The sequence below is a fragment of the Streptomyces sp. NPDC057137 genome (genome assembly GCF_042670825.1).
GTDB lineage: Bacteria > Actinomycetota > Actinomycetes > Streptomycetales > Streptomycetaceae > Streptomyces.
Map to the genome: position 1 here is coordinate 101084 of NZ_JBHUUW010000005.1, position 18075 is coordinate 119158.

The window sequence follows — 18075 nt, forward strand, 5'->3', positions numbered from 1 at the left end:
CCCTGACGCCGGACCGAGGTGTCAATAACCACGATATGCCTCAAATGACCGGATGGTCGATCTCCGTCGAACCGTCCGTGGGGAGCAGGGGCTTCCGCGCGACGAATCCCCACTGGTCCACGGGCTCGGGGTCCGGTTCGGTCGGGTGCCAGAGGGAGATGGGGCCGACCGGGGCGAGGAATTCGAGGCCGGCGCCGGCGGGCTCCAGTTGGGCGGCCGTGCGGAGGTAGATCGGTGGGCCGCCGCCCGCCGCGTACGCCGCTGCCGCCGCCCGCATGTCCGGGGAGTCGTACGAGTCGCAGGTGGCGAGATAGCTGCCGGGCGCCATGGCGCGCATATAGCGCTGGGCGATCTCGCTCGCCTCTGCGGGGTTCTCGATGTGCCCGAGCATGGACAGCATCAGGACCGTGACGGGCCGGTCCAGGTCGAGGGTCCTGCGGGCTTCGTCGAGGGTCTTCTGTACGTCGCGGACGTCACCGTCCACGTAGTCGACGGCGCCTTCAGGGGACCCGATGGCCATCAGCGCGCGGGCGTGCTCGATGACGGTCGGGTCGTTGTCGACGTACACGACCCGCGTGTTCTTCTCGATGGCCTGCGCCACCTCGTGCGTGTTCGGTTCGACGGGCAGCCCCGTGCCCAGATCGAGGAACTGCTCGATACCCGCCCGTGCCGTGTGGTCCACGACCCGCTCCAGGAAAGCGTGCGAAGCGCGGGCAGCCGAAGGGACGACGGGAAAACTGTGCCCGATCGCCTCGGCCAGTTCCCTGTCCGCCTCCGTGTAGACGTGGCCCCCGCCCAGGCAGCACCAGGTGCCCGCCGACGACGGGCCTTTCGGCTGAAGGTCGCGCTCACTCATACAAGCCACTCTCTCCGCTATCGGTCGTCGTGACGTCCGGGCCCCGATCCTGCTCCGATCCCTTCCCTCACTGTCAGTGGCGGTCGGTACGCTCGCGGGCATGGTCAGTGATCTCGGCTTCACTTGCTCACGCTGCGGGGAGCACCACTCCGAGCCCCCCATGAACTACTCCACCACGGCGCCCGACGTCTGGGACGAGAGCTGCGCCGACGACCCGGACAGCATGCTCTCCTCGGACCAGTGTGTCGTCAGAGCGCAGCACTATTTCGTCAAGGGTCTGATCGAGATACCCGTGATCGGCGGTACCGAGTCCTTCTCCTGGGGTGTCTGGGTATCCCTGAGCGCGGACAACTTCGCGCGGGCGCTCAAGGTCTGGGACAGGCCGGGTCGTGAGTCCGAGGAGCCGTACTTCGGATGGCTGACCACCAAGTTGGGGCTGTACGCGCCCAGCACGATCAATCTGCGGACCCATGTCCACACGCGTCCGGTCGGGCAGCGCCCCCTCATCGAGCTGGAGCCGACCGACCATCCCCTGGCCGTCGAGCAGCGCACCGGAATCACGCCGGAGCGGATACGGGAGATCACGGAGGCCGTCCTGCACCCGGGCGGCTCGGGCACCTCCGGCGGCTCGGGCACCTCCGGCAGCTCCAGCGAAACCGGCAGCTCGGGCAATCTCGGCACCTCCGGCAGCTCCGGCAGCTCCGGCAGCTCCGGCAGCTCCGGCAGCTCCGGCAGCTCCGGCAGCTCCGGCAGCTGAAGCGTTACGCGTCGAGTACCGCCACCTCCACCTGACCCAGGCGATCCTCGTCCGCGATGATGTCGATCTCGGTGACCCTGCCGTCCGCGATCGTGAACGCGAGGACCAGAAAGAGCCGTCCGCCCGGGGCCATCACCAGTCCGGGCGACCCGTTCACCAGCGCGGGCCGGGTGAACCTGACGCGTTCCGCGGCCATGGACGCGCCCTTCGCCACGTTCTGCGCGCCACGGAGCACGATCGGCGCGCGGGTGGGGCCCGCGGCACGGTCGGCGCGGAGGATCACGTCCGAGTCGAGCACCGCGACCAGCGCCTCGAAGTCCCCGCCCCGGGACGCCGCGAGGAAGGCCTCGACGACCTGGCGTCGGCGCGCCAGATCCGCTTCGGGTACGGGCGAAGCCCCCTTGACCCGGCGGCGGGCGCGGCTCGCGAGTTGTCTCGTCGCCGCCGGTGAGCGCTCAAGCAGTGGGGCGATCTCCTCGAAGGGCACGGCGAACATGTCGTGCAGCACGAAGGCCAGCCGCTCGGCGGGCGTCAGCGTGTCGAGCACCACCAGCAGGGCCAGCCCGACCGAGTCGGCGAGCACCGCCTCCTCCTCGGGGTCGGCCCGACCGACCTGATCGGCCTGATCGACCTGATCGGCCCGACCGCCGCCCCGCTCACCGTGCACGCCGGTGTCGAGCGGATCCTCGCGCCGCGAGGCACGCGTACGCAGCATGTTCAGGCACACCCGCGCCACCACCGTGGTCAGCCACCCGCGCAGATTCTCGACCTCGCCGGTGTCGGCACGGTTGAGGCGCAACCACGCCTCCTGGACGGCGTCGTCGGCGTCGCTCGCGGAGCCGAGCATCCGGTAGGCGACCGCGCGCAGACGAGTCCGGTCTTCCTCGAAACGCTCCAGAAGCCGTGTGCTCTCGTCCATCGGGTTCATCGGTCACATTCCCCGCTCGCCAGGTGTCAGTGAGGTAGATCCTCTCAACCCCGTGGATCCGACCGGGAAAACCCGGTCCGCGAGAGCTTGGAGAAGCCATGACGTCCTCCATCCTGGTCACCGGCGGTACGGGCACCCTCGGCCGCCTCGTCACACCCCTGCTGCGCGACGCCGGCCACAAGGTACGGGTGCTCAGCCGGCACGGCCGCGAGCCCCAGGGCGGTGTCGAGTACGTCACCGCCGACCTGCTCAAGGGAGACGGGGAGGGAGCTGGAGAGAGCGGCGGGATCGCGTCCGCCATCGACGGCACCGAGATCGTCCTGCATCTCGCGGGCGGGCCCAAGGGCGACGACGAGGGGACCCGGAATCTGGTGCGGGCCGCGTCACGTGTCGGCGTACGGCACCTGGTCCACATCTCGGTCATCGGCGCGGACCGGATGCCGATCGGCTACTTCAGAGCCAAGCTCGGCGCGGAGCGGGCCGTGGCGGACTCCGGGCTGCCGTGGACGACACTGCGGGCGGCGCAGTTCCACGACCTGATCCTCACCATGACGCGCACGATGGCGAAACTGCCGGTGCTCCCGGCCCCCGGCGGGCTGCGGATGCAGCCGGTCGACGCCCGCGACGTGGCGGCCCGGCTCGTGGAGCTGACCCTCGGCGAACCGGCCGGCCGGGTGGCCGACCTGACCGGACCGAAGCTGTACGGGCTGAGCGAGCTGACCCGCGGCTACCTCCAGGCACGCGGCAAGCGCCGGCCGACGATGCCGGTCCGCGTGCCGGGCAAGATCGGCCGCGCGTACCGCGCCGGGGACAATCTGACCCTCGACGGGGCCGACATCGGGAAGCGGACCTGGGAGGACTTCCTCGCGGAGCGGGTGAGCGGCAGCAGTCGCTGAGCCGGGGGTGGGACGGGGTCCGTACACGGGGCCATATTGCGTGGCCGACCTCCCGTCCCGTCCGGCACAGTGAGCAACGTGCACCCCCACCCCCGCCCCGACTTCATCCCCGGCCTCGACCTCTCACGCATCCTGTACGAGGAGGCGGTACGGCCCATCCTCGACAGCGCGTATCCGGGGCTGCGCTACGCCGCCGCGCGCGTCGGCTCCGGCTCCGAGGTGCTCGGGTTCGACTCGGCCCGGTCCGCCGACCACGAGTGGGGGCCGCGCCTGAATCTGTTCCTCGCGCCGGACGAGGCCGCCGAGCACGGGGCGGAGCTGCGCCGGCTGCTCGCGGTACGGCTGCCGAAGCACGTACGCGGCTGGCCCACGCACTTCCGTCGCCACGACCCCGAAGTCCCCATCGGCTTGATGGAGTTGACGGAGGGGGAGGTCGACCACCGCGTCTCGGTCGACGATGTCGGTAACTGGCTGCGCACCGAGCTGGGGGTGGCGGCGGCGGAGCCGTCCGTACGCGACTGGCTCGCCATGCCGCAGCAGCGCCTCGCGGAGGTCACCGGCGGCGCCGTGTTCCACGACGGACTCGACACGCACGGCCTCGGCGGCACGCTGGGCGCGGCGCGGGCCCGGCTGGCCTGGTACCCCGATCAGGTGTGGCGCTATCTGCTGGCCTGTCAGTGGCAGCGGATCTCCCAGGAGGAGGCTTTCGTCGGCCGGTGCGCGGAGGCGGGGGACGACCTCGGGTCGGCGGTCGTCGCGGGGCGGCTGGTGCGTGATCTGATGCGGCTGTGCCTGCTGTTGGAGCGGACGTACGCCCCGTACAGCAAGTGGCTCGGCAGCGCCTTCGCGCGGCTCGCGGTCGCCGAGGAGCTGACGCCGTCGCTGGCGGGCGCCCTGGCGGCGACGGAGTATCCGGTACGGGAGCGGCATCTCGGTGACGCGTACGAGTTCGTGGCCACGCTCCAGAACGGGACCGGTCTCGCGGACCCGGTGGACCCGGCGCGCCGGCCGTACCACGACAGGCCGTTCCAGGTGCTGCACGCCGAACGCTTCGCCCAGGCCCTGGCGGCGACCGTCACCGACCCCGAACTGCGCGGTCTGCTGCTCACCGGCGGGGTGGATCAGTGGGCGGACAGCACGGACTTCCTCGGGCTGACCGGCCCCCGACGCGCCGCGGTCGACGCCCTCGCCCTCAACGTCAACGTCAACGTCAACGTCACGAGATCTCCTTGACGACCGCGTTCCCGGCCGCCGCCGCGCGGGCGTAGAAGTCGCGCACCACCCGCAGGCTCTCCGCCAGCGAACCGTCCTCGATCATGCTCATGCGCGTCGCGCGGCCGTCGGGCGATCCGACCAGCATGCGGAAGGAGTACACGTCGGCCGCCTCGATCAGCGCCGCGCGCTCGCGTATCCGGGCGGCGATGTCCGTGTCCCGTGCGGCGAAGGACCGCAGGAACCGCTCCGCCGCGCGCACCTCGGCGGGCAGCAGCAGCCGCGCGTTGCCGAGGCGGAGAGCGCTGTCCTCCAAGTCGTCCTGGCCCTTGCTCATGAGGGGCAGCCCGCCCAGCACCACGTCCCGCGCGGGCACCGGGCCGCAGGGCACCTCGTGGTCCTCGTCGGTGTGGTTGACGCAGCCGGTCAGCAGAACGTGCATGCCGTCCCAGTTACGGGCGATGCCGTGGCTCTCCTCGACGAACTCCAGCGCGGGCGAGCCGCCCGCCCCCTCGTCCCAGGCCTCCCACAGCCGCAGCCGGCCCGCCCGCTCCCCGTCCGGGTGCCGAAGGAGCGCGGCCACCTGCGCCGCGTCGTGCCGCGACAGAGTCATCCAGAAGCCCACCGCGTCCCACCCCTCTCACTTCCGGAGCGTGCCGAACGTGCCGAATGTTCGGAATACGCGGAAGAACTCCCGTACGTCCGCCACCAGCAGCTCCGGCACCTCCAGGGCCGCGAAATGGCCGCCCCGGTCGTACGAGGTCCAGCGCGTGATGTTGTTCGTCAGGTCCGCGATGTGGCGCAGCGGAATGAAGTTGTCGTGCGCGAAGTCGGCCAGCGCGGTCGGGACCGTGGACGGGTCGGGCGGCGAGCCCCAGTAGGCGGCGTGCGCCCGCTCGTAGTAGATGCGGACTGACGAGCCGATGGTGCCGGTCAGCCAGTACAGCATCACGTTCGTGAGCAGCCGGTCGCGGTCGATGGCGCCGTAAGGGCGGCCGTCCGTCGTGTCGGCCCATTCGTGGAACTTCTCGGCGATCCAGGCCAGTTGACCGACCGGCGAGTCCGTCAGGCCGTACGCCAGCGTCTGCGGGCGCGTCGACTGGATGTCGGCGTACCCCTGGCGGTCCCGGGCGAACTCCCGCCCCCGCTCCCACGACGCCTGCGTACGCCGGCGCTCCTCCGGGCTCAGCGGGGCCAGTTCCGCCTCGGTCGGCTCGTGCGGCTGGCCGCCGCCCGGCAGCAGATTGAGGTGTACGCCGACGACGTTGCCGGGCCGGATGCGGCCCAGTTCGCGGGAGACGGCCGCTCCCCAGTCGCCGCCCTGGGTGCCGTACCGCTCGTAGCCCAGCCGCTCCATCAGTACGGCGAACGCCTCGGCCACCCGCCGGAACTCCCAGCCCTTCTCCCGCGTGGGACCGGAGAGACCGAAGCCGGGGATGCTCGGCAGCACCAGGTGGAACGCGTCGGCCGGGTCGCCGCCGTGTGCGCGGGGGTCGGTGAGCGGGCCCGCCACGTCCGCGAACTCGACCAGCGAGCCCGGCCAGCCGTGCGTCATGATCAGCGGCGTCGCGTCCGGTTCCGGCGAGCGGATGTGGGCGAAGTGGATGTTCGCGCCGTCGATCGTGGTGGTGAACTGCGGCCACCGGTTCAGCTCCGCCTCGGCCGCCCGCCAGTCGTACGTGTGCCGCCAGTGGTGCGCCAGCTCGCGCAGGTGGTCGAGCGGGATGCCGTACGCCCAGCCCGCGCCCGGCAGTTCGTCGGGCCAGCGGGCGCGGTCGAGACGGTCGTGGAGATCGTCCAGGTCACCTTGCGGGATGTCGATACGGAACGGGCTGATGGAGGAAGGGCGGGAGAGGTCGGACCCGGACGGATCAGGATCGGACGGATCGGACGGACCAGGATCGGACGGATCGGACGGATCGGGGCTCATGGTCACGCATCGTAATTCCGGCCGCCCGGACAGCCCCACCCATTTTCACCTTGCCTTCGCCTTGACCCTCACACTGATGTCAGTGTCTGAATCTGTGGCCATGGACAACGAACTCTTCGACTACAGCCCGATCACCGAACGTCCCGCCATCCACTGGCCGAACGGCGCCCGTATCGCCTTCTACGTAGGGCTCAACGTCGAGCACTACCAGGTCGACCGCCCCTCCACGAGCATCTTCGCGGGCACCGCCGGCCTCGCACCCGACCCGTTGAACTACGGCTGGCGCGACTACGGCCCCCGGGTCGGCATCTGGCGGCTGATCGACAGCCTCGACCGGCACCGCGTACGGGCGAGCGTGATGCTCAACTCCGACGTCGGCACCCGCTATCCGCAGATCGTCCGCGCGGGCCGCGACCGGGACTGGGCGTGGATCGCGCACGGCAGGAACAACTCCATCTTCCAGGCCGACATGACCGTCGACGAGGAGCGCGCGTATCTCACCGAGGTGGTCGACACCATCGAGCGGGACACCGGCCGGCGCCCGCGCGGCTGGCTGGGTCCGGCGCTCACCGAGACGTTCCAAACCCCGGCGCTGCTGGCCGAGTTGGGCCTGAGCTATCTGCTGGACTGGTCGAACGACGACCAGCCGTACCGGCTCAACGTGCCCGGCATGCTGAGCGTCCCGTACTCCATCGAGGTCAACGACATCAGCCTGTTCGTCGGCAAGAGCCTCAGCGGTCCGGACTTCGTGCGGATCGTCAAGGACCAGCTTGAGCAGTTGTACGAGGACGCGGCGGACAGCGGGCGGGTGATGTCGCTGGTGCTGCATCCGTTCGTCATCAACCAGCCGTTCCGGCACAAGTATCTGGACCAGGCGCTGGAGCACATCGCGAACCACCCGGGCGTCTGGCTGACGACGAGCGACGAGATCGCCGAGCACTACGCGCACCACGCGCACCACGCGCACCACGCAGAGGGATGAAGTCGGTCGCGCCGGGCCGGTGTTCCGTCCTACCGTTCTCGGCATGGACCAGCAGACCGACGCGCCTTCGGCGGTGACCCACGCACGCGCCCTGTGGACCGAACTCGCAGGCGTTCCAGTGGAGTTCACCTCCCCCGCCGACGTCGTGGTCGCGCCCGACTCGCTGCTCTGTCCGCCGGGCTGGGCCGGGATCGTACGGATCGGTGACGCCGCCGTCATCACCGCGCCGGACGCGCGGAGCGCCGAGGCGATGGGCGAGGCGGCACGGCAGCTGTCGTACGAGGAACTGGTCGACCCGGTCCGGCTCGGCGTGGCACTGAGCGGTACGGCTCCGCTGCTCGACGTGCTGGGGCCCGCCGCGCTCAGCTACCTGGAGCGGGGCCGGGATTCGTTCGTACCGTTCGTACCCGCGAAGGCGCGTCCCGAGGAGACGGGCGGCACCGTCGAGCGGGCGGCGAGCGACGCGGGCGCGCTCAACGCGCTGCTGGCCACCGTCGGGAAGGACGACGCGGACGAGGCGGGTCTGGACGAGATCACCTCACCGGCGTTCCTGCTCCGGGAGGGCGGCGGCGGGGGCGAGGGCGGTGACGTGGTCGCGGCGGCCGGTTATGCGGCCTGGCCCCGGTCGGTCGCCCACCTGTGCGTCCTGGTCGCCCCGCACCACCGGGGCCGGGGCCTGGCGACGATCGTGGCGTCGGCGGCGGTGTCGCACGCGCTCGACGCCGGTCTGCTGCCGCAGTGGCGGGCCCGGCCGTACCCCTCGCGGCGAGTGGCGGCGGCGCTCGGTTTCCGGGAGCTGGGCGCTCAGCTCAGCGTGCGGATATAGGTCGTTCCGGGGCGGCCGGTGAGTTCGATCCTGCCGGTGGTCACGAATCCCGTACGCTCCAGCACCGCGCGCGAAGCGGTGTTGTCGTCGGTCGTCTTCGCGCGCAGCTCCGTCAGCCCGTACGTCTCGGCGGCCAGCACACAGATCCGCCGGACGGCGTCCGTCGCCAGGCCCTTGCCGGCCGCCTTCTCGGCGATCCGGTATCCCAGCTCGGCCGAACCGTCCGCCACGTCGACGAGGTTGACGCGCCCGACGACCTCGTTCGTCGTGCCGCCGTCACCGTTCACCAGCACGTGGAAGTAGCACAGCCCGGTCGCCTGCTCGGCGAGCAGGTCCGCGTGCCGCTCGCCGAAACCGGTGAAGTACGCGTCACCCCGGTCGGGAATCGACGCGGCGAAGTAGGCCCGGTTCTCCTGCTCGAAGGCGAGCAGTGCGGGGGCATGGTCGAGGCGGAGCAGCTGAAGTTCGGGCACGTCCGCACGTTAGCGGGCGGCGGCCGGGTCACGCTGGGAATTTCCGGCTCGGAACGCACGTCAGAGGCCGTACGGCGGCATATTCGGTGGGGCCGGCAGCCGCCCACGAGTACCGTTCCGTCGCGTGACTGCTGACCTCGATCATGAACTCGATCATGAACTCGATGATGAACTGGCCGAACTCGTCGACGCGGCGACCCGCCTCGTCGTGGCCCATGCCAAGGGCGACGACCACACCGTGGCCTGCGCCGCCCGCGACCGTGACGGCCGGATCGTCACCGGTATGAACGTGTACCACTTCACCGGCGGTCCCTGCGCCGAGCTGGTGACCATCGGCGCGGCCGCGGCCGTCGGCGCGTACGACCTGGTCACCGTCGTGGCCGTCGGGAGCGACGGGCGGGGGGTGCTGCCGCCGTGCGGGCGCTGCCGGCAGGTGCTGCTGGACTACTTCCCGCGGATCGAGGTCGTCGTGGGGGCGGAGAACGGTCTGCGGGCCGTGCCGGTACGGGAGCTGCTGCCGTACGCCTACGAGGTCGCCGAGCACGCGGCGGACCCCGCATGATGCACGCCGACGAGGTACCGACCGATGTCGCTCTCGTACACCGGCTGCTCGCCGCGCAGTTCCCGCACTGGGCCGGGCTGCCGATCGAGCCCTTCCCGTCCAGCGGCACCGTCAACGCCGTGTACCGGCTCGGGGACGACATGGCCGTACGGCTCCCCCGTATCGAGGGAGGCGTCGAGGACCTGGCGAAGGAGCAGCGCTGGCTGCCGTCGCTCGCCCCGCAACTCCCGGTCCCCATCCCCGTCGTCCTCGGCGCGGGCACGCCCGCCGAGGGCTACCCCTGGCCGTGGTCGGTCTACCGCTGGCTCGACGGGGCCCACCCGGAGGCCGGGCATCTCACCGAACCCGAGCTGCTGGCAACGGACTTGGCCGACTTCGTCCTGGCGCTGCGCCGGATCGACGCCACGGACGGGCCGCCCGCCTACCGGAGCGGGCCGCTGTCCGCGCACGACGACGGGGCGCGCGCGGCCATCGCCCGGCTCCGTGAGCTGGGCGGGCTCATCGACACCGAAGCGGCGACGGCGGCGTGGGAGGCGTCCCTGCGAGCGCCCGAGTGGGACGGCCCGCCTGTCTGGCTCCACTCCGATCTGATGCCGGGAAATCTGCTGGTCGAGGGCGTCCACGGGGCGGACGGGGCCAACGGGGCCAACGGAGCCGACAGCGGACGGCTCAGCGGCGTCATCGACTTCGGCACCGTGGGGGTGGGCGAACCCGCCTCCGACCTGATCCCCGCGTGGAACCTCCTCCCGGCCGGCGTACGGGACGGCTTCCGCACCGCCCTGGACGCCGACGACGCGACATGGGCGCGCGGACGCGGCTGGGCGCTGTTGATGGCGCTCAACCAACTCCCGTACTACCTCCACACGAACCCGCCCCTCGCGGCCAACGCGCGCCATGTGATCACCGAGGTCCTGGCCGATCAGGCCACGTCCTAGGACCTGTCCGGCGGCCGGCTTCGAAGACGCTTCGGGGGGTGACCGGATCTCAGGTGGAGGCGGCCTGGAGAAGAGTCTCGGCCGCAGCCGTGCGGGCGTAGAGAACGGAGCGGCCGGCGCGGTGCGCACTGACCAGGCCCGCGTCCTTCAGCGCGGTGAGATTCTGGGACACCCCGGCGGGGGACAGTCCGGTGCGGTGGGCCAACTGTGTGGTGGAGGCGGGGGTCTGCAGCTCGGTGAGCAGCAGGGCTCGCGAGCGGCCGAGTACGGCGGAGAGCGCACCGGTCCGGGTGGCAGGCCGTGTTGACCACAGCGAGCCGATGCCGCGTGCCGGATAGGCGAGTTGCGGTGGATCGGGCGGCGCCGTCCGGGTGCGCACGCCCGGCCCGGTGAAGGCGGAGGGGATCAGCAGCAGCCCCGCGCCCGCGCTCGTGCGCGTCATCGGCTGCTTTCGGCCGTTGACCCGCAGCACGTCGTCGTCCCAGCTCAGCGAGGCGTGCAGGTCGTTGAGGAGGTGGCCCGCGCCGTGTTCGGCGACCATGCGGGCCCGGTGGAGGATGTCCGCGTCCAGTACGGCCCGGATGCGCGCCCAGTAGGGGGCGAGTGCCAGCTCCCAGTACGTTTCGATCTCTTCGACGAGCTTGGCCAGACGCCCCGGCGGGTCGGCGTGCAAGGCCCGCAGCCGGGGGCCGAGGCCGCCCTCGTGGCGGGCCAGGTGCTCCAGATCCCGGCGTACCCGGTCGGCGGGCGAGGCCCGGATCGCGTCCCACTCGTCCTGCGGTGCGGGAGTCGGCACGAGGGGGGCGGGGTTGAGGAAGTCGGGGACATAGCGGGCGGGCGGCACCAGCTCGGACAGCCAGCCCCGGTCCAGCCCGGCGGCCAGCAGGCGCGGCCGTACCTGGTCGGCCCACGGACGGTGGACCGGATGCACGGTGCCGGACCGCAGCAACCGCAAGCTGGGCGCGACCTCCCACATCGGAGAGACGGCGAACCGCACCCGCGCCAGATCCCCCACCGAGAACGCCAGCGCCGCCAAGACCACCACTCCTCGGGGGATGCGTTCGATTCGGTTCGATTCGGTTCGATTCAGTCATACCTTAATCAATGGCAGGGCGGCCTCCCGGGCGAACATCATCACGCCATGACCACACCGACGACCCCCTCTGCAGCGGCATCCGGCACCTGGACGCTCGGCGACCGCACGGTCCACCGGATCGGCTTCGGCACGATGCGCCTGCCCCAGACCGGCGCGGCCTTCGCCGCCGACACCGTCCCACGCGACCGGGACCAGGCGATCAACGTGCTGCGCCGCGCGGTCGAGCTGGGTGTGAACCACCTCGACACCGCCGCGTTCTACTTCTCACCGCTGCGGTCGGCCAACGAACTGATCAACCATGCGCTGGCCCCCTACCCGGACGACCTCGTCATCACCACCAAGGTCGGCCCCGGCCGCGACCTCGCCGGCCAGTGGCTGCCGCACGCCACCCCCGGCCAACTGCGCGGCCAGGTCGAGGAGAACCTGCGCCAGCTCGGCCGCGACCACCTCGACGTGGTGAACCTGCGCGTCGTCGGCACCGACTCCGTCGCGGAACGCTTCGGAGCACTGGCCGATCTGCGCGCGGCCGGACTCATCAGGCACTTGGGCCTGTCCAACATCCGCCCCCACCACCTCGCCGAGGCCCGGGCCATCGCGCCGGTGGTCTGCGTCCAGAACATGTACGGCGTCGGTGCGTCGGCCGAGCAGAAGGAACTGGTGGACCTCTGCGGCGAGCAAGGCATCGCCTTCGTGCCCTTCTACTCCATCGCCGGCACCGGACGCGACGCCGGCGCGACCACCGACGACAGCCGGGCCGTGCGGACCGCCGCCCGCGCCCATGGTGTGAGCGCGGCCCAGATCCGGCTGGCATGGACCCTGCACCAGGGCTCCCACGTCCTGGCCATCCCCGGCACCGGCGACCTCGACCACCTCGCCCAGAACGTCGCCGCAGGCTCGCTGCGGCTGACCGAGGACGAACTCACGGCCCTGGCCTCGTTTTCTGACCTCGCTCCCTGATCCGGCCTGATCGACAAGACACCCCCTGGGGCGCCTTGCCTCCGGCTCCGCACGCCCAGAACGCCCAGAACGGCCAGAACGGCTAGAACGGCAGCTCCGCGCTGTGCAGCACATGCAGCCGCGACACCGCCCTCGTCAGCACCACGTACAGCCGGTGCGCGCCGCGTCGTTCGGATGCCGCGATCGTGGCCGGTTCGACGGCGACGACATGGTCGTATTCGAGGCCCTTGGCGAGCGACGCGGGCAACAGCGTGACGCGGGCGCCCAGTTCGCCGGGGGCGGGGGACGCGGGCGCCAGGCCCGCCCCGGTCAGCGCCTCGCGCAGGCGCGCGATGTCGGTGTCGGCCGCGATGACTGCGATCGACCCCTCGTACGGCAGCGCCGCCCGTACCGCCCCGACCACGGCCGCGCCCATCCCCGCCGCCTCCGGCACCTTCTCGATACGCAGTTCGCCGTCCGCGCGCAGGGACCGGGCGGGCGGCAGATCCACCTCCAGGGTGCCGAGCAGCCGGTTCGTCAGTGACACGATCGCGCCGGGTACGCGGAATCCGACCGTCAGTTGAGCCACCGACGCGTCGGGCGCCCCCAGATGCGCGAGGTGTTCCGGCCAACTGCGGGCGGCCCACGGGGTGGTGCCCTGCGCCAGGTCGCCGAGCACGGTCAGCGAGCCGAATCCGGCGCGGCGGGCAATGGCGCGGCACTGCATCGGGGAGAGGTCCTGGGCCTCGTCCACCACGATGTGGCCGTAGCTGTCCTGGCGTTCGAGGAGTCCGGCCACCTCGTCCAGGAGCAGCAGATCGGCGGCGGACCACGGGGCCGTACGCGCGGAACGAGGCCGCGCCCACGTCAGCGCGCGCCGCTCGGCCGCGTCGAGGATGCCGTCGGCGGCGTCGGCGGGATCCGCCAGCAGCTCCGCGACGACCTCCTCCGGGCTCACCTTCGGCCAGACCTCGTCCACGAACGCGGAGACCGGCCGGGCGCGGGAGATCTTCTGGAGCCAGGCGTTGCTCCTGACGCCCGAGCGCCGTTCGGCCTGCTGCTGGATCAGCCGTACGGCGCGGGTGCGGACGCGCTCGCGGCCGATCGCGTACGGCGGCGCCTCCTGCCGTACGTCGGCGACGATCTGCTCCAGGTCGGCGACCGGCAGCCGCCAGCGGTACGAACCGTCCGGCAGCTCAAGGGAGTTGACGGGGGCGCGCACCCGCCCGTACAGCGCGCGGCGCAGCACGGCCGCCATCCGCACGTCGTGTTTGACGAGCGCGGCGGCCTCGTCGTCCTCGGCCCGGACCGGGTGGCGCGCGACCTCGTCCTCGACCGTCGACTGGCGGACGCCCGTCTCGCCGAGGGAGGGCAGCACCTCGGCGATGTAGGAGAGGAACGTGCGGTTCGGCCCGAGGATGAGCAGTCCGCCGCGCTTGATCCGGTCGGGGTGGGTGTAGAGGAGGTACGCGGCGCGGTGCAGGCCGACGGCGGTCTTGCCGGTGCCCGGGGCGCCCTGGACGCAGACGGACGTGGCGAGTTCGTCCCGTACGAGATCGTCCTGCTCGGGCTGGATGGTGGCGACGATGTCGCGCATGGGGCCGACGCGCGGGCGCTCGATCTCACCGGCGAGGATCGCGCCGGGGGCCGAGCCTGGGCCGGGGACCGAACCCGGTCCGGTCGTCGCATCGGTATCGCCGGCCGCCTGGAGGGATTCGTCCTCCAGGCCCGTCAGATCCTCCGACACCCCCCTGCTCCACGGCGCCCAGCCGAACCGGCGGCGGACGGCTACGCCGCGCGGATCGGCGGCGCGGGCCTGGTAGAACGCCCGGGAGACGGGGGCACGCCAGTCGATCACGAGGGGCGGGGACGCCGGGTGTTCGCTGATCCGGATACGGCCGATGTGGTAGCTCTGCCCGGCGTGATCGCCACCGCCCGGTCCGAAGTCCAGGCGCCCGAAGAACAGCGGGCCGTCCGGAAGTTCGGCCAACTCCTTTGCCTGGCTGCGGAATTGGTAGCCGAGGACTTCCGCGTCCGCCCCGGAGGCGGAGACGTCGGCGCCGGTGGCGACCCGTTCCTCGGCGCCGTCGATCATGCCCTTCAGGGCCGTACGGCAGGTGTCGTGGTAGGTCCGCTCTGCGCCGAGCGCGTGGCTCAGCTCATGGTCGAGAGGGTCGAGTGACGTCATTCCATCGAGAATAACGCAACCGAGTAAAGTTTATTACCGAGATTCAGTTCACCTGCGGCCCGAAGGTGAGCCCGTCCCGCAACTGCCCGAACCCCAGCTCCGCCGCCGCCACCGCGTCCGGATACACCCCGTCGGCGCTCTCGCCTGCCGCGATCCGCCGCCAGTTCTCCTCGGCGAGTACGCGCTGCACGGCGACGATCTGACCGGCCGCGAGCCGTGCGGCCACCACCGGCCCGCCCGGGAGGCGTGCCCCCATCAAGGCCCCCGTCAACGCGCTCGCCAGCACGGCCTCCGACCGGCCCTGATACGCGTACGCCCGCGCGACCAGCGACGGAGTCCCGTACAGCAGACCGTGGAAGGCGAGCACTCGCGGATCGTCGTTGAGCCCGGTCACCGGGTCCCGGCGGGCCAGCCCGTCCGCGAAGTGCCGGTGCAGCGCCTCCAGCGGCGCCCCCGCCCCCTCGCCCGCGACCACCCGCGCCGCCTCGTCCTCGTGGTCGGCGAACCGGTGCAGGACCAGGTCCTCCTTGGCGGGGAAGTAGCGGAAGAGCGTCGGCTTCGAGACGTCGGCGGCAGCGGCGATCTCGGCCACCGACACCTTCTCGAAGCCCCTCTCCAGGAAGAGCGCGATCGCCGTCTCGGACAGCCGCTCGTACGTCTGCCGCTTCTTGCGCTCGCGCAGACCGTCCACCGCCGCCCCCGTCGTCTCGCCCTTCGCACCCGTCGTCTCGCTCATGGGGATGAAGCGTACGCAGCACGGGGCAGGTCGGAGCGCCCGGAAAATCCCCTTCCGGATAATCCGTCACGGACCGAATTGTTACGCTGGTGAGCATGACCGCCATGACGCCCGCCCGCACCGAACCGGATCTCTCCTACCTCCTCGACCACACCAGTCACGTCCTGCGTACCCGCATGTCGGCCGGGCTCGCCGAGATCGGGCTCACCGCGCGCATGCACTGCGTGCTGGTGCACGCCCTGGAGAAGGAGCGCACCCAGATCCAGCTCGCCGAGATCGGCGACATGGACAAGACCACGATGGTCGTCACCGTGGACGCCCTGGAGAAGGCCGGACTCGCCGAGCGCAGGCCGTCCAGCACGGACCGGCGCGCGCGGATCATCGCGGTCACGAAGGAGGGCGCCCGGCTCGCCGTGCGGAGCCAGGAGATCGTCGACGGCGTGCACCGGCAGGCACTGTCGGCCTTCTCCGACGCCGACCGCGAGACCTTCCTGCGGTTCATGAACGGCCTGACCGAGGGGGAGTTGGCGACGCCGTCCGAGACTCCGCGAGCGGCGCGACGGGCGCGCCAGCGCGAGAAGTAGCCGCCGGGAGCGCCGGCGACCAAGGAAGACCGAGGAACTTCCGAGAGAGATAGTCTGCAACGGAACTATCCGCTAGAGTTCTTTCCTGTTGCCCCATTGAGGGCGAGCCATCGACAGGAGAGACCCATGTCCACAGAGACAGACGCAGAGACAGGCGCAGGCACGAGCGCCGGCACAAGCGCAGACACAGCACTCACCACCCCACCCCGGACCTCACGCCGCACCCGCGCGCTCGCCCTCGGCGTCCTCGCCTCCGGCATGCTGATGATCGTCCTCGACGGCTCCATCGTCACCGTCGCGATGCCCGCCATCCAGGACGACCTCGGCTTCTCCCCCGCCGGCCTCAGCTGGGTCGTGAACGCCTACCTGATCGCCTTCGGCAGCCTGCTGCTCCTCGCGGGCCGGCTCGGCGACCTGCTGGGACGCAAGCGCATGTTCCTCGCGGGCACCGGCGTGTTCACCGCCGCCTCGCTCCTGGCGGGCGCTGCCACCTCCCCCGCCGTACTGATCGCGGCCCGCTTCCTGCAAGGCGTCGGCAGCGCGATGGCGGCGGCGGTCAGCCTCGGCATCCTCGTCACGCTGTTCACCGAGCCCGGGGAACGGGCCAGGGCCATCGCCGTCTTCAGCTTCACCGGCGCGGCCGGGGCGTCCATCGGCCAGGTGGTGGGCGGGCTCCTCACCGACGCCCTGAGCTGGCACTGGATCTTCTTCATCAACCTGCCGATAGGGCTCGCCGCTCTCGCCCTCGCCGTCCGCGTACTGCCCCGCGACGTACTGCCCCGCGACGTACTGCCCGGCGACGTACTGCCCGGCGACAGAGGCACGGGCAAGGGCCGCAACCTCGCCTCCGGCGCCGACGTCATCGGCGCGCTGCTCATCACCGCCGGGCTGATGCTGGGGATCTACACCGTCGTCAAGGTCGAGCAGTACGGCTGGGTCTCGGCCCACACCCTGGGTCTCGGCGCCCTCGCGCTCGCCCTCATCGGCGCGTTCGTCGCCCGCCAGGCGACCGCCAGGACCCCGCTCCTGCCGCTGCGGATCTTCCGTTCGCGCAGTGTCGTCGGGGCGAACGTCGTCCAGATGCTGATGGTCGCCGCGCTGTTCTCGTTCCAGATCGTCCTGGCGCTGCACCTCCAGCGGGTGCTCGGATACGACGCAGCCGAGACCGGTCTCGCGATGCTCCCGGCCGCGGTCGTCATCGGCGCCGTGTCGCTGGGGGTCTCCGCCCGGCTGAACGCCCGTTTCGGCGAGCGCAACGTCCTGCTGACCGGCCTTCTGCTGCTGATCACTCTGCTCGTACTGCTCACCCGGGTGCCCGAGCACGCGAACTACGCGACCGATCTGCTGCCGCTGATGCTGCTGGCCGCCGGTTTCGGGCTCGCCCTCCCGGCCCTGACGTCGCTCGGGATGTCCGGCGCGGGGGAAGAGGACGCGGGGCTGGTGTCGGGGCTGTTCAACACGGCGCAGCAGATCGGTGGCGCGGTGGGCGTCGCCGTCCTGTCGACGCTGGCGGCCTCGCGGAGCGAGAGCCTGCTGGCGGACGGTGCGAGCGGGGCCGCGGCGCTGACCGGCGGCTACCACCTGGCCTTCGGCGTCGGGGCCGGACTGCTGATCAGCGCGTTCGTGGTCGCGTTCGCGGTGCTCAGGCCTCGTACTCGGTGAGGTCGATGGAGTGGATGTTCAGCGCGAAGCCGTACTCGGGGTGCTTCGTCTCGCGGTCGAGGACCAGGTCCAGCTTGCGCAGCACGTTCTCGGACTCGTCGTTGCCCATCCGGTTGACGGCGACGACACGCTCCAGACCCCGGTCCTGGAGGGCGAACTCCAGCACGGCGTGGGCCGCCTCGGAGGCGTAACCCTGGCCCCAGAACTGGGCGCCGAGCCGCCAGCTGATCTCCACGTCGGGCAGCACCTCGGGCAGGTACTCGGGAACGGAGAGGCCGGCGAAGCCGATCATCTCTCCCGAGGCGAGCAGTTCGATCGCGAAGAGTCCGAAGCCCTCCTCGTCCCACTCCTCCTCCCAGCGCTCGATGTCCTCGGCCGTCTCGTCGAGGTCGCGGACCGAGCCGTCGCCGATCCAGCGCATGACCTGCGGGTCCGAGTTGATCTCGGCCATGGCGGCGAGGTCGTCGTCGGTCCAGCGGCGGAGGAGGAGGCGGGGCGTGCGGATCTCGGTCATGC

Annotated in this window: 19 protein-coding genes; 10 read left to right on the plus strand and 9 right to left on the minus strand. The window is 71.4% G+C overall.

From position 1 onward, the window contains the following. Positions 1 to 40: 40 nt before the first annotated feature. The gene (locus ACFT9I_RS06515; protein WP_382561420.1) at positions 41 to 856 is read right to left on the minus strand and encodes an SAM-dependent methyltransferase; all 816 of its coding nucleotides are present in this window, start codon (positions 854 to 856) and stop codon (positions 41 to 43) included. Between the two features lie 100 nt (positions 857 to 956). Here ACFT9I_RS06515 and ACFT9I_RS06520 point away from each other — a divergent pair, with 100 nt between their 5' ends. Then, on the plus strand, positions 957 to 1613 hold the full coding sequence (locus ACFT9I_RS06520) for a DUF2199 domain-containing protein (protein ID WP_382561422.1): 657 nt from the start codon (positions 957 to 959) through the stop codon (positions 1611 to 1613). Between the two features lie 4 nt (positions 1614 to 1617). Here the strand turns inward: ACFT9I_RS06520 and ACFT9I_RS06525 are convergent, their stop codons facing one another. Then, the gene (locus ACFT9I_RS06525) at positions 1618 to 2532 is read right to left on the minus strand and encodes a sigma-70 family RNA polymerase sigma factor (RefSeq protein ID WP_382561642.1); all 915 of its coding nucleotides are present in this window, start codon (positions 2530 to 2532) and stop codon (positions 1618 to 1620) included. 107 nt (positions 2533 to 2639) lie between these two features. On the opposite strand from ACFT9I_RS06525, the gene ACFT9I_RS06530 reads away from it, so the two are divergent. Both ACFT9I_RS06530 and ACFT9I_RS06535 read left to right on the plus strand, forming a co-directional pair. Then, complete coding sequence (locus ACFT9I_RS06530) at positions 2640 to 3437, plus strand: SDR family oxidoreductase (RefSeq protein ID WP_382561424.1); 798 nt, start codon at positions 2640 to 2642, stop codon at positions 3435 to 3437. Positions 3438 to 3515: 78 nt separating this feature from the next. Beyond that, positions 3516 to 4670 (plus strand): DUF4037 domain-containing protein, encoded by a 1155-nt coding sequence (locus ACFT9I_RS06535; RefSeq protein WP_382561426.1) that lies wholly within the window; start codon positions 3516 to 3518, stop codon positions 4668 to 4670. Here the strand turns inward: ACFT9I_RS06535 and ACFT9I_RS06540 are convergent. Both ACFT9I_RS06540 and ACFT9I_RS06545 read right to left on the minus strand, forming a co-directional pair. Beyond that, complete coding sequence (locus ACFT9I_RS06540) at positions 4654 to 5262, minus strand: DUF1877 family protein (RefSeq protein ID WP_382561427.1); 609 nt, start codon at positions 5260 to 5262, stop codon at positions 4654 to 4656. The genes ACFT9I_RS06535 and ACFT9I_RS06540 overlap by 17 nt on opposite strands. 27 nt (positions 5263 to 5289) lie before the next feature. Further along, entirely contained in the window at positions 5290 to 6579 is a 1290-nt protein-coding gene (locus ACFT9I_RS06545) for an epoxide hydrolase family protein (RefSeq protein WP_382561429.1), read from the minus strand. A gap of 82 nt (positions 6580 to 6661) precedes the next feature. On the opposite strand from ACFT9I_RS06545, the gene ACFT9I_RS06550 reads away from it, so the two are divergent. Next, entirely contained in the window at positions 6662 to 7561 is a 900-nt protein-coding gene (locus tag ACFT9I_RS06550) for a polysaccharide deacetylase family protein (RefSeq protein WP_382561431.1), read from the plus strand. 43 nt (positions 7562 to 7604) lie between these two features. Next, on the plus strand, positions 7605 to 8387 hold the full coding sequence (locus ACFT9I_RS06555; protein ID WP_382561433.1) for a GNAT family N-acetyltransferase: 783 nt from the start codon (positions 7605 to 7607) through the stop codon (positions 8385 to 8387). Here the strand turns inward: ACFT9I_RS06555 and ACFT9I_RS06560 are convergent. After that, on the minus strand, positions 8366 to 8860 hold the full coding sequence (locus ACFT9I_RS06560; RefSeq protein ID WP_382561435.1) for a GNAT family N-acetyltransferase: 495 nt from the start codon (positions 8858 to 8860) through the stop codon (positions 8366 to 8368). The two genes, ACFT9I_RS06555 and ACFT9I_RS06560, sit on opposite strands and share 22 nt — an antisense overlap. 124 nt (positions 8861 to 8984) lie before the next feature. Here ACFT9I_RS06560 and ACFT9I_RS06565 point away from each other — a divergent pair, with 124 nt between their 5' ends. After that, positions 8985 to 9422, plus strand: coding sequence for a cytidine deaminase family protein (locus tag ACFT9I_RS06565; RefSeq protein WP_382561437.1), 438 nt, complete (start codon positions 8985 to 8987; stop codon positions 9420 to 9422). Then, on the plus strand, positions 9422 to 10357 hold the full coding sequence (locus ACFT9I_RS06570; protein WP_382561644.1) for an aminoglycoside phosphotransferase family protein: 936 nt from the start codon (positions 9422 to 9424) through the stop codon (positions 10355 to 10357). The genes ACFT9I_RS06565 and ACFT9I_RS06570 overlap by 1 nt, the downstream gene beginning before the upstream one ends. Before the next feature lie 49 nt (positions 10358 to 10406). Here the strand turns inward: ACFT9I_RS06570 and ACFT9I_RS06575 are convergent, their stop codons facing one another. After that, the gene (locus tag ACFT9I_RS06575) at positions 10407 to 11399 is read right to left on the minus strand and encodes a DUF5937 family protein (RefSeq protein WP_382561439.1); all 993 of its coding nucleotides are present in this window, start codon (positions 11397 to 11399) and stop codon (positions 10407 to 10409) included. 99 nt (positions 11400 to 11498) lie between these two features. Here ACFT9I_RS06575 and ACFT9I_RS06580 point away from each other — a divergent pair, with 99 nt between their 5' ends. Further along, positions 11499 to 12410, plus strand: a complete 912-nt coding sequence (locus ACFT9I_RS06580; protein ID WP_382561441.1) for an aldo/keto reductase — start codon at positions 11499 to 11501, stop codon at positions 12408 to 12410. 82 nt (positions 12411 to 12492) lie between these two features. Here the strand turns inward: ACFT9I_RS06580 and ACFT9I_RS06585 are convergent, their stop codons facing one another. Together ACFT9I_RS06585 and ACFT9I_RS06590 are read right to left on the minus strand one after the other, a co-directional pair. Further along, on the minus strand, positions 12493 to 14577 hold the full coding sequence (locus ACFT9I_RS06585; protein ID WP_382561443.1) for a HelD family protein: 2085 nt from the start codon (positions 14575 to 14577) through the stop codon (positions 12493 to 12495). A 43-nt stretch (positions 14578 to 14620) separates the two neighbouring features. Next, positions 14621 to 15313 (minus strand): TetR/AcrR family transcriptional regulator, encoded by a 693-nt coding sequence (locus ACFT9I_RS06590; RefSeq protein ID WP_382561445.1) that lies wholly within the window; start codon positions 15311 to 15313, stop codon positions 14621 to 14623. Positions 15314 to 15408: 95 nt separating this feature from the next. On the opposite strand from ACFT9I_RS06590, the gene ACFT9I_RS06595 reads away from it, so the two are divergent. Together ACFT9I_RS06595 and ACFT9I_RS06600 are read left to right on the plus strand one after the other, a co-directional pair. Next, the gene (locus ACFT9I_RS06595) at positions 15409 to 15897 is read left to right on the plus strand and encodes a MarR family winged helix-turn-helix transcriptional regulator (RefSeq protein WP_382561447.1); all 489 of its coding nucleotides are present in this window, start codon (positions 15409 to 15411) and stop codon (positions 15895 to 15897) included. 258 nt (positions 15898 to 16155) lie between these two features. Then, a complete protein-coding gene (locus ACFT9I_RS06600) occupies positions 16156 to 17559 on the plus strand; it encodes an MFS transporter (RefSeq protein WP_382561646.1) in 1404 nt (467 codons plus the stop codon). Here the strand turns inward: ACFT9I_RS06600 and ACFT9I_RS06605 are convergent. Beyond that, a complete protein-coding gene (locus ACFT9I_RS06605; protein WP_382561449.1) occupies positions 17540 to 18073 on the minus strand; it encodes a GNAT family N-acetyltransferase in 534 nt (177 codons plus the stop codon). The genes ACFT9I_RS06600 and ACFT9I_RS06605 overlap by 20 nt on opposite strands. Positions 18074 to 18075: the final 2 nt, after the last annotated feature.